At 60.8% G+C, this 10,186-nt stretch carries 6 protein-coding genes, 2 pseudogenes and 1 riboswitch; of the genes and pseudogenes, 7 read left to right on the top strand and 1 reads right to left on the bottom strand.

All coding sequences use genetic code 11. The annotated features are described in order from the left end of the window. Window positions 1-20: 20 nt before the first annotated feature. Window positions 21-111: riboswitch (glycine riboswitch) on the top strand. A 141-nt stretch (window positions 112-252) separates the two neighbouring features. From EOA86_RS08925 to EOA86_RS08900, 7 genes and pseudogenes are all read left to right on the top strand, one after another. After that, a complete protein-coding gene (locus EOA86_RS08925) occupies window positions 253-1,494 on the top strand; it encodes a D-amino acid dehydrogenase (protein ID WP_128341273.1) in 1,242 nt (413 codons plus the stop codon). A gap of 10 nt (window positions 1,495-1,504) precedes the next feature. Beyond that, entirely contained in the window at window positions 1,505-3,712 is a 2,208-nt protein-coding gene (locus tag EOA86_RS08920) for a malate synthase G (RefSeq protein WP_245497192.1), read from the top strand. 628 nt (window positions 3,713-4,340) lie between these two features. Continuing rightward, window positions 4,341-5,405: a C45 family peptidase gene (locus EOA86_RS08915; RefSeq protein WP_128341271.1), complete on the top strand. Its 1,065-nt coding sequence runs from the start codon at window positions 4,341-4,343 to the stop codon at window positions 5,403-5,405. Between the two features lie 21 nt (window positions 5,406-5,426). Then, window positions 5,427-7,184 carry a N,N-dimethylformamidase beta subunit family domain-containing protein gene (locus EOA86_RS08910; protein WP_128341270.1) on the top strand — a complete coding sequence of 586 codons (1,758 nt, stop codon included), beginning with the start codon at window positions 5,427-5,429 and terminating at the stop codon, window positions 7,182-7,184. A 26-nt stretch (window positions 7,185-7,210) separates the two neighbouring features. Beyond that, window positions 7,211-7,421 (top strand): annotated as a pseudogene (locus EOA86_RS40085) (IS5/IS1182 family transposase); the annotation flags it as partial. 72 nt (window positions 7,422-7,493) lie between these two features. Beyond that, window positions 7,494-7,669 (top strand): annotated as a pseudogene (locus tag EOA86_RS41175) (glycine cleavage T C-terminal barrel domain-containing protein); the annotation flags it as partial. A 632-nt stretch (window positions 7,670-8,301) separates the two neighbouring features. Further along, window positions 8,302-9,900, top strand: coding sequence for an ABC transporter substrate-binding protein (locus EOA86_RS08900; RefSeq protein WP_128341269.1), 1,599 nt, complete (start codon window positions 8,302-8,304; stop codon window positions 9,898-9,900). Between the two features lie 15 nt (window positions 9,901-9,915). On the opposite strand, the gene EOA86_RS39325 is transcribed toward EOA86_RS08900, so the two are convergent. Beyond that, window positions 9,916-10,186: hypothetical protein (locus EOA86_RS39325; RefSeq protein ID WP_206629982.1), on the bottom strand; the 271-nt coding region annotated here is incomplete at its 5' end.

Below are 10,186 nucleotides of genomic sequence, written 5' to 3'. Positions count from 1 at the left end.
CTATAAACGGGACCGTTCGATAGTGCAGTACGGGAGAGATCGGCACGCTGCCGACACCGAAGGAGCAACCCCCCAAGGAAACTCTCAGGTACAAGCGACCGTCCTGCCGAACAATCTGGAGAGAGACGCCGTGAGCGTCCACCGAAGGGGAAAGCCGGGCCGCCCCGGTTAAGCTCTCAGGTACAGGGACAGATTTGGGGAAGGAGCCACGGACCGATTGGCCCGAACCCATTGTCCCGTCTGGAGACTTAAATGCCCAAGCTTGTTGTGATTGGTGCCGGCATTACCGGCGTGTCGACGGCCTATGCCCTTTTGGAACATGGGTATGAGGTCACCGTGCTAGAGCGTCAGCGCTATGCCGCAATGGAGACCTCGTTTGCAAACGGCGGGCAGCTGTCGGCGAGCAATGCGGAAGTCTGGAATCATTGGTCGACGATCTTAAAAGGCATCAAGTGGATGGCGAGGCGCGACGCGCCGCTCCTCATGAATCCCGCGCCGACATGGCACAAGTACAGCTGGCTCGCGGAATTTGTCTCTCATATCGCCAAGTACCGCGAGAACACTGTTGCCACCACCCGTCTGGCGATCGCGGCGCGCAGGCACATGTTTGACATCGCGGAGCGTGAGGGCATCGATTTCGACCACGTTCGCCGGGGGATCCTTCATGTCTACTGGGATAAGCCTGGCTTCGACCACGCTACGAAAGTCAATCAACTGCTCGTCCAAGGAGGCCTTGACAGGCGGCCGGTCACGGTGAGCGAGATCACTTCCATTGAGCCGGCCTTGCGCGGCACTTTCTATGGTGGGTTCTACACACCTTCGGACTCAACAGGCGACATCCACAAGTACACCACCGGATTAGCCCGCGCATGCGAACGGCGTGGTGGAAGTTTTCACTATGACGCGTCGGTGACAAAGATTGAGCGACGCGGCCGGTTCAGGCTGACGTACTCTACCCATGCTTCCCCGGCGCAGGATATCGAGGCCGATGCGATTGTCGTATGCGCGGGCTCGAACAGCCGTGACTTCGCGGCGATGCTGGGCGATCGCCTCAACATTTATCCCGTCAAAGGCTACTCAATCACGGTCCATCTGGAAGACAATGCGGCGCAGGAAGCCGCTCCTTGGGTGAGCATCCTCGATGACCGGGCCAAAATCGTCACGAGCCGGCTTGGGGAAGCGCGCTTCCGAGTGGCCGGGACCGCAGAGTTCAACGGCCAAAACCGGGACATAAGGGAAGACCGCGTAAGGCCTCTGGTAGACTGGACGCGGCAGCTGTTCCCGGGCGTTAACACGAACCGTATTGTGCCCTGGGCTGGCCTCCGTCCAATGATGCCGAACATGATGCCGCGTGTCGGCAAAGGTAAGGCACCGGGCGTTTACTATAATACCGGGCACGGGCACCTTGGCTGGACACTGTCTGCCGCGACATCAGCCATGTTGGCTGAGACCGTCGCAAAGGATCTTCCTGTCATCGATCATGTGGCGGCGTAGGGAGGAGAGGGTGGACAATCATCAGTTAAACGCTGCGCGCACCGAAGCCGCGGGGCTGAAGATCGCCAAGAACCTCTACGACTTCGTCGTGGGCGAGGCGCTGCCGGGAACCGGCATCGGCACGTCGGCATTTTGGGCGGCCTTTTCGGCCATCGTGCACGATCTTGCACCCGCAAACCGCGAATTGCTGCGCAAGCGCGACGAGATCCAGGAGGCCATAGACAAGTGGCATCTCCGCCAGGGCTCCCATGCCGATCTGCAATCCTATAAGGATTTCCTTCAGGAGATCGGCTATCTCCTGAATGAGGGACCGGACTTCCAGATCGCCACAGCCGGTGTGGATCCGGAGATCGCCACGATCGCCGGACCGCAGCTCGTGGTGCCGGTGATGAACGCGCGTTACGCCCTGAACGCGGCCAATGCGCGCTGGGGCTCGCTCTACGATGCGCTCTACGGCACCGACGCCGTTTCCGAGGCGCACGGCGCCGAGCGCGGGCCGCGCTACAATCCCGTGCGCGGCGAGCGGGTCATCGCCTGGGCGCGCAAGCTGCTGGACGATGCCGTGCCGCTCGCCGGAGCGAGTTGGAGCGACGCACGCAGCTTTTCCGTCGAGGCAGCGGCGTTGCGCGTTAAGACCGCGAACGGCAGCATGATCGGCCTGACGCGGCCGGACCAGTTTGCCGGCTATCTCGGCGCGCCGCGCAAGCCCACGCACTTCCTGCTGCGCAACAACGGCATCCATATCGAGGTGCGCATCGACCCGACGTCTTCCATCGGCGAGTCGGACGCTGCCAATATTTCCGACGTCTGGCTGGAATCGGCGATCACAACGATCATGGATTGCGAGGACTCGGTCGCGGCGATCGACGCCGAAGACAAGGTGGTCGTCTACCGCAACTGGCTCGGCCTGATGAAGGGCGACCTTTCCGAGGAGATCACCAAGGGCGGAAAAACTTCCATTCGCAGCCTCAATCCCGACCGCGAGTTCACCGCGCCCGACGGATCCACCTTTTCCCTGCGCGCCCGCGCGCTGATGCTTGTGAGAAATGTCGGGCACCTGATGACCAATCCGGCGATCCTCGACCGCGACGGCAATGAGGTGCCGGAAGGCATCATGGATGCCATGATCACCGCGATGATCGCGCTGCACGATGTCGGCCAGAATGGCCGGCGGGCAAATTCGCCGGCAGGCTCCGTTTATATCGTGAAGCCGAAGATGCACGGACCCGAGGAGGTTGCCTTCGCGGTCGATCTCTTCCGCCGCGTCGAGATCGCGCTCGGCCTGCCGGTCAATACGCTGAAGATGGGCATCATGGACGAGGAGCGCCGCACTACTGTAAACCTCAAGGAGTGCATCCGCGCTGCGAGGGAGCGGGTCGTCTTCATCAACACCGGCTTCCTCGACCGCACCGGCGACGAGATCCACACCTCTATGGAGGCGGGGCCGATGATCCGAAAGGGCGACATGAAGCAGTCGGCCTGGATCGCCGCCTACGAAAACTGGAACGTCGACATCGGCCTGGCCTGCGGGCTGGAAGGTCGCGCCCAGATCGGCAAGGGCATGTGGGCGATGCCGGACCTGATGGCGGCCATGCTCGAGCAGAAGATCGCGCATCCGAAGGCCGGCGCCAACACCGCCTGGGTGCCGTCGCCGACGGCCGCGACCCTGCACGCCACGCATTATCACCGCGTCGACGTGCACGCGGTGCAGGAGACGCTGAAGAGCCGCCAACGGGCGAGCCTCGACGACATATTGTCCATTCCCGTCGCCGCGCGTCCCAACTGGACGCCGGAGGATATCCAGAAGGAGCTCGACAACAACTGCCAGGGCATTCTCGGCTATGTCGTGCGCTGGGTCGACCAGGGCGTCGGCTGCTCCAAGGTGCTGGACATCAACGACGTCGCGCTGATGGAGGACCGCGCCACGCTGCGCATCTCCTCACAGCACGTTGCCAACTGGCTGCATCACGGGGTGTGCACACGCGACCAGGTGATCGAGACGCTCAAGCGCATGGCGACGGTGGTCGACCTGCAGAATGCCGGCGACCCGCTCTACCGGCCGATGGCATCGGATTTCGACAATTCAATCCCGTTCACGGCGGCGAGGGATCTGATCTTCGCGGGGCGCAAGCAGCCGAGTGGGTATACGGAGCCAGTGCTGCATGCCACGAGGCGGGCGTTTAAGGCGAGCCTCAACCAATCCAAGCAAGGACCATGAATATGACTGCGCATAGCCTCGCTGGTGCCAGCGCCAATGATTGAAGCCGCGGTCTAAGAGGCAAAGGACGAAGTCTTATGTCCTTAAGCGTCGCCGTTATTGCGGCAGGCGGTTTGATCGCTTTTCAGAAGCAGGATGGTGCCTCAATGCTGCGCTGGGCCATCGGCTTCGGGGCACTCGACGAGGCTGCGGCCCAGCGGCCGCACTTCATTGTCGGCTCAACGCAGCGTCGGACGGCTGAACCGCGCCGGTTCGAGAAGGCGTCTTGTGCCGCCCCTTGATGGAACGCTGCTGCATCACCATAGGCTGACGATATTTCACACTACCCCCGTTTTTGCGGCTCGTATTTCAGCAGTCGATGCATTTTGGCGCAGGCGCCCCTCCGCCAGGGAATAATGTTGAAGAGATGTCTCCCGGCGAGATCAATCGACTTTTGGATTGAGAGGTCTGCCGCTTCTCAAAAATCGGAGAGCCACAACATGAAAACCGATCTCCAGCTTCGGTCTTCTGGAAGGGCAGGTTTCGGCGCGGCCTCGCTCGTCCTTGCCCTCCGCCTTCGGCGCGAGCCTGCCCTCGGGCTGGTCATTCCTATACTCGACAGCGCTTCACAATGAACCAGAGGCCCCGAATGTCCAGAAATACCATTCCCCGCGTCCGCGCCAAGGGCGATGCCTTCTCCATCGGCTTCGCTCTCGGGCGGGCCAGCGCCTCCGGCTTCAGCGAAGGGGTCCTGCGCACAGAGCATTATCGGGCGCTGGACGCCCGCTGGCGTGGCTCGGACTATCTGAAGACATTGGAATCCGCGGCACGTGCCTCGTATCCGCGCTATGTGCGCGAGATCGAGGGGATCGCTGAGGGTGCCGGGCAGGATTTTGAAACGGTCTTCCTTTGGAACTGCCGGGGCGACCTACGCCTTCCCGAAGGCGTCTCCCCGGCAACGAAAGCTCTGGCCGCCACAGGCTGCACCTCGCTCCTGATCCCTGGGCAAGGTGATGGCCCGGCGATTATTGCCCACAATGACGACGGCGCGGCAGAAATTCTCGGCGCCTGTACCTGGGTCGAAGTCGAGCCGGATGAGGGTCCGGCATGGAGTTGCTTCATGTATCCTGGCATGGTGCAGGGGCACACGTTCGGAATGAACAAGTCTGGGATCGTCCAGACCGTCAACAACATCACCGCCCACGATCTCCAGCAGGGCGTGCCAAGGCAGATCATCTGCCGCGCGATACTCGATGCGAGAAGCCTGACCGAAGCGATCGAAATCCTGAAGCGCAAGGACCGCGCCAGCGGCTTCCATCACAATCTCGGTGAGGCGAAGACACGCCGGCTCCTCTCGGTCGAGGCGCCGGCCTCCGGTTTCGCCGTTCGAGAGGCCGTGTCGCCTCGGGCCCACGCCAACCACCTAATCTTCAGCGAGTTCGACGGTCGGGAGCAGACGATTACCCAGTCTTCTCGCAACCGGCAGGAAACGGCGGACCGGATGATCGCGGAAGGCGCACTCGTGAGCGGCCCTGAGGCGGTGCTCTTTGACGACACCGCCCCGATCTATCGCGACACAGACCGGAAATGCGACGACAACATCCATACCCTCGCCACGGGCGTCTTCGCGCTTTTCCCTGATCGTGTCGAATGGCGTGTGCACGCCGCCCCAGACGAGCGCGACGCACTTAGCGGAACGATGCGCATCGCTTGATCTACTCCGAAGAGGTCTAGAATGTCCGAGATACGAGAACCGCTGATCGCGATGCGGCGCAAGGCTCCCGCTGAGACGGAAATGTTCCCACCAGGCGCCTATCGTCATCCTGCGCTGGCGACGGACTATCGCTACCTTCCATTTCCGGCCACCGGCCGAGAAGCGGAGCCGTACTTCGCCGGATACATGACGGCGATCAGCGTTCGGCAGGGACAGCCACTGTCAGCCCACGTGGCAACACGGTCCGAGGAAGATTGCTACGTCGACATCTACCGTATTACCGGATGCGAGGACGCACACCTTTTCCCAAAGCTCTCCTTCGTCCAACGCTTCGGTCCAGTCCGACCACACCGCCTGCCACTCTCGGCAGGGGGTCGTCGCCTCAGTTCGGGTGATGCCGACTCCGAAGGATGCCGGTGGCCGAAGGTAAATCTCCTCGAGGAAGTTCCCATAGATTGGCCCAGCGGCGTATACCTCGCCCAGTTCTGTTCCGCTGACGAGCCGCGGGGGCGCTCCTCGAACCGGGCCGGCGAGGACGCGCTATTCATCGTGAGGAGTGGCGTCGACCGTCCGGGATCACGAATTCTCTGCCAAGTAAACGTTGCTACCTGGCTCGCGTACCACATCTGGCACAATCGCAGCCTTTACGTGGGGCGTACTGAAGATGGTCAGCGCCTTAACGAACTTCGCGGTTCGAAAGCCTCGCTTCACCGACCAGGCCTCGGGCTCTGCTACCCTAACGAAGCCATTCTGAGCCCAATGCCGCCGAAAGCGGCCTACATCTTCGCATTCATCGACTGGTTAGAGCGCGAGGGCATAGCAGTCGATTTCTGCTCGGGTCTTGACGTTTCCGACGGACAGGCAAACCTCGGCAACTACAGTGCCTTGGTCACGATCGGTCACGATGAATACTGGACGGCAGACCAGCTCGACGTCGTACGTGAATTTCGAAACTCCGGGGGCCACACGATCTTCCTTGGTGGCAACCTCGCGTTTGAACTGGTCCGTCAGGCAGCAGACAATACAGCCATCGAATGCTACAAAGAGTCAGGCGACCCTTGTGACAACGAGCACGGCGACGCCGGAGAGCTGCTTGACCCACTTCACGCCGCATCGCCAACGCCTGACCTCCCTCTCACCGGAGAGACCTGGTCCGTACGTCCTGAATCAACCACCCCTACGACAGGCGTCTACAACCACACCCTGCGGCCCGGAGCGCCGCGGGAGATACTCACCGGCGGCGCCATGTGGTATTGGGAGATCTACGGTGGCCCTTCGCGGCCCCAGTGCGGCTTCACTATCTGTGAGCCCGACCATTGGGTTTTCGATGGCTTGGAGCTAGAGCGCGGGGATACCTTCGGCGCTGAGATAAAGCTCGTCGGGCATGAGGGAGACGGTCTAGAAGTTGAGATCCGCGACAACCGTCCGCAACTCACATTCGCCGATGGAGCACTCGCAGGGACCAGACTGCTCGCCATCGCGGACTGTCGCAGTTGGGGTGAGTGGGACTTCAGCGCTTGGCCGCCTACCTACACTCCCGGCCAGCGGAAACCTGCCGCAGCCTGGGGCGGATTCGTCACCATGGTGCATCAGAAAGAGCCCGGCAAGGGCATGCTATTCTGCGCACCTACGACGGATTGGGTCTTTGGCCTGCTGCCATCAATAGACTGGACCGCGACTCGTAGTCTTGAGCCTCCGGTTCTGCCGCCCGACCCAGTAGTCGAGCAGGTCACTCGCAACGTCTTGCATGCCTGCCACAAGCGGGGGGAGCGGAACTAGTCGGTTCTAGATGTGGACAGAGCAGAGTGAAGCCAACGGACACCCGACAGGTGATCGTCGACACGACCGTCCGACCCAAGCACCTGATCTTTCCGACCGATCCCAGGCTCCTTAACCGAGCACGGGAGCGGCTCGTGCGGGCGGCCAGGAAGGCAGCCTCAGCCTGCGCCGATCCTACGTGGGCTCGGCAAGTATGCGCTTATGCAGCATCAGCGCTATGCCCATAGCAAGCAATTCAACTGGCCCGGGAAGACCTTTCGCATTTGGGACGCGTCGTGTCGAGCGCGGGCGGCTAGCACCTCACGGCAATCTGTCGGCCATCGTCTCGGCAGGGCGATTGGTCTGGGTGACGTGACTTGCGAACACGGGACCGAGGCGGATACGCTAGGCTCTTCCTATGCGATCGAGTTGCCGGAGAGCGGTTTGCGGCAGCGGCGTCACTCAAGCCTATGTACGATCCGAAGGCTGATGGAGTGAGGATGTAGGTGCTTCGTCCCTCGGCTGCCATCTCGATCTCGCGGTGTAGACGCCGCATCTGGAACCCCCAGTTGCTGCTCAAGCGCTTCTCTGTTTGGGCGTTGAGGTCACATGGTTTTTGAGCCGTCCGCTTCGCCGGCATGGGATACGCTGGTTTTGCAAACTGCCCTGATGGATTTTTCGCGGCGGCGGCTGCGCTTGACGAAGAATTTGAGAGACATGTGTGCCTGCCCACCATGAGAGCTTGCCGACATGCCGAAAAATATGGTCGAGGTTCATTGCCCCAGGTCTATCAACGCGAAGCGCTTCATTTAGCGCGAAGCTATCGATCGCCGGAGGAATCTTGAACCAAGTTGCCAGCGGGCGGCTTATTTTGGAAACCTCTTCTTTTCGTGCCGCCGGGGCTCTTCTAGGCTGCGATATGGCAAACGACGCCAGCTTCTGCTGCCGTTATTTCATGAGCTGGCCCATTTTGACGCAAACGCTCCCCACGGCAGATGTTAGAATTTCATAAAATTTCGCTCTGCAGCAAGGTCCTTCGTGAGAGCGCTGTCGACTTTCTTGTGGCTTTCTCATTGTGACGCCGACCGACTTCAGGTGCGGATGAGCCGCACCACTAACCAAGACAAGGGGACCGAACATGACAATCTCTCGACGCGACCTTCTCAAGGTCGGCCTGACGGCTGTACCGGCTTTATCGATCCCGTCGCTACTGCGGGCACAGACGCCGCCAACCGACGCGCGGACGGTTCGCATGGTAATGGACGCTCCCCTATCCGGGTTCGATCCGATGTTAGCGAGCGGCCCCGTTCAGCACCATGGGTGGGCCATCTACGATACGCTCTTCGCGCTTGACTCCAAGCTTTTGCCGCGCCCGCAAATGGTGGACAAATGGGGCGTTTCTGACGACAGAAAGACCTATACGTTCGAGCTCCGGGACGGCTTGGGCTGGCACGACGGCACACCCGTTACAGCAGCAGACTGCGTGGCCTCGATCCGTCGCTGGGGCCAGACTACCTCAGGACAACTGCTCGCGGCGCGGGCTACGGATATCTCGAAGAAGGATGACAAGACCTTCACCATCGTACTCAAGGAACCGCTGGGGGTGCTTATTGATTTGATGGCGACGTTGGCGGGGTATTCACTGTTCATCATGCGAGAGAAGGACGCGGAGCGGCCCGCAACCGAGCAGGTGACCGCGAACATCGGATCCGGGCCGTTCAGATTCAATGAGGCTCTTGCCAAGCCGGGCGCGAGCTTCACTTACGATCGCAACGAGAAATATGTCCCGCGGAGAGACGCTTCCGACGGGTTCGCCGGCAGCAAGCTCGTCAAGGTCGATCGGGTCATCTGGAACAATATCGCCGATCAGCAGACTGCTTTGGCGGCCTTGCAGGCGAACGAGATTGATTTCGTCCAAACGCCGCCTGCCGACTTCTACTCCACGATCGAAAGCGACCCCAATCTTGCACTCCAGGTTCTGGACAAAACTGGCCAAGACGTGTGCCTGCGCATGAATCACCTGCAAAAACCGTTCGACAATGTGAAGGCGCGCCAAGCGATGCTCCACCTGATCGATCAGGAGGCCTTTTTGCGCGTCATGGCCCCTGACGCCAAATATGCCCAACCAGTCACTTCGATTTTTGGAAATAGTACGATATATTCAAATGACGAGAACACCGGTTGGTTCAAGAAGGGCGGCGACCCGGAGAAGGCCCGGCAACTCTTTAATGAGGCGGGATATGCAGGCGAGAACATCGTTATCCTGCAGCCCACGGATTGGCCGGAGGCCAGCAATGCCTCGCAGCTTTTGGCATCAACATTGCGCAATATTGGGGTCAATGCCGAGCTTGCGCCGAGCGATTGGGGCGGTGTTGTCGCTCGCCGAGCCAACAAGGGGCCCGTTGAAAGCGGCGGCTGGAGCATCTTTATCACGAGCGATTCCGACTACGTCCAAGGCGAGCCGACCAGCGCAGTCTATCTAGGTGCGGGTGGCGAGAATGCGTGGTTCGGCTGGCCGATGAACGAAGAGTATGAGGCGCTTCGGGCGAAATGGCCGGATGTCGGAACGCTCGAAGAGCGCAAAGACCTCGCTCGAAGAATGCAACGGATTTGGTGGGACTTCGTAGGGGACGTCCGGTTGGGTCAAATCGTCTTGCCAGTTGCCCGTCGAAGGACGCTAACCGGGTTAATCGAGATGCCGCAGCGTGTCGGATGGTGGAACATGCAAAAGGCCTGAGGACAGGCCTCCGCTCTACGCAGATGATCCGACCATTGCCGTCATGGCGATGGTCGGATCTTCGTCCGTCCTGCCTTTCAGGCTGGCGCTCGGCAACAGGCGCCTGTCAGTTCCGGCGACATCGCCACGCAACAGATGATCGCCAGCATCCGCGAGGAGGCTGTATTCCCGGCGCTGTATTCGCCACTCGGCCGCCGTACCTCCCCGCCCGAGAAGTTGCTTAAGACGAAGCTGCTCTTGGCGTTCTCTTCGCGGGGTGATGGCACTGCTGACGCGCGTCTGAAGA

The sequence above is a fragment of the Mesorhizobium sp. M5C.F.Ca.IN.020.32.2.1 genome (assembly GCF_004023105.1).
Taxonomy (GTDB): Bacteria; Pseudomonadota; Alphaproteobacteria; order Rhizobiales; family Rhizobiaceae; genus Mesorhizobium; species Mesorhizobium wenxiniae.
Note: the sequence above shows the minus strand (reverse complement) of the source record. Positions and strands in the feature narration are given on the sequence as shown.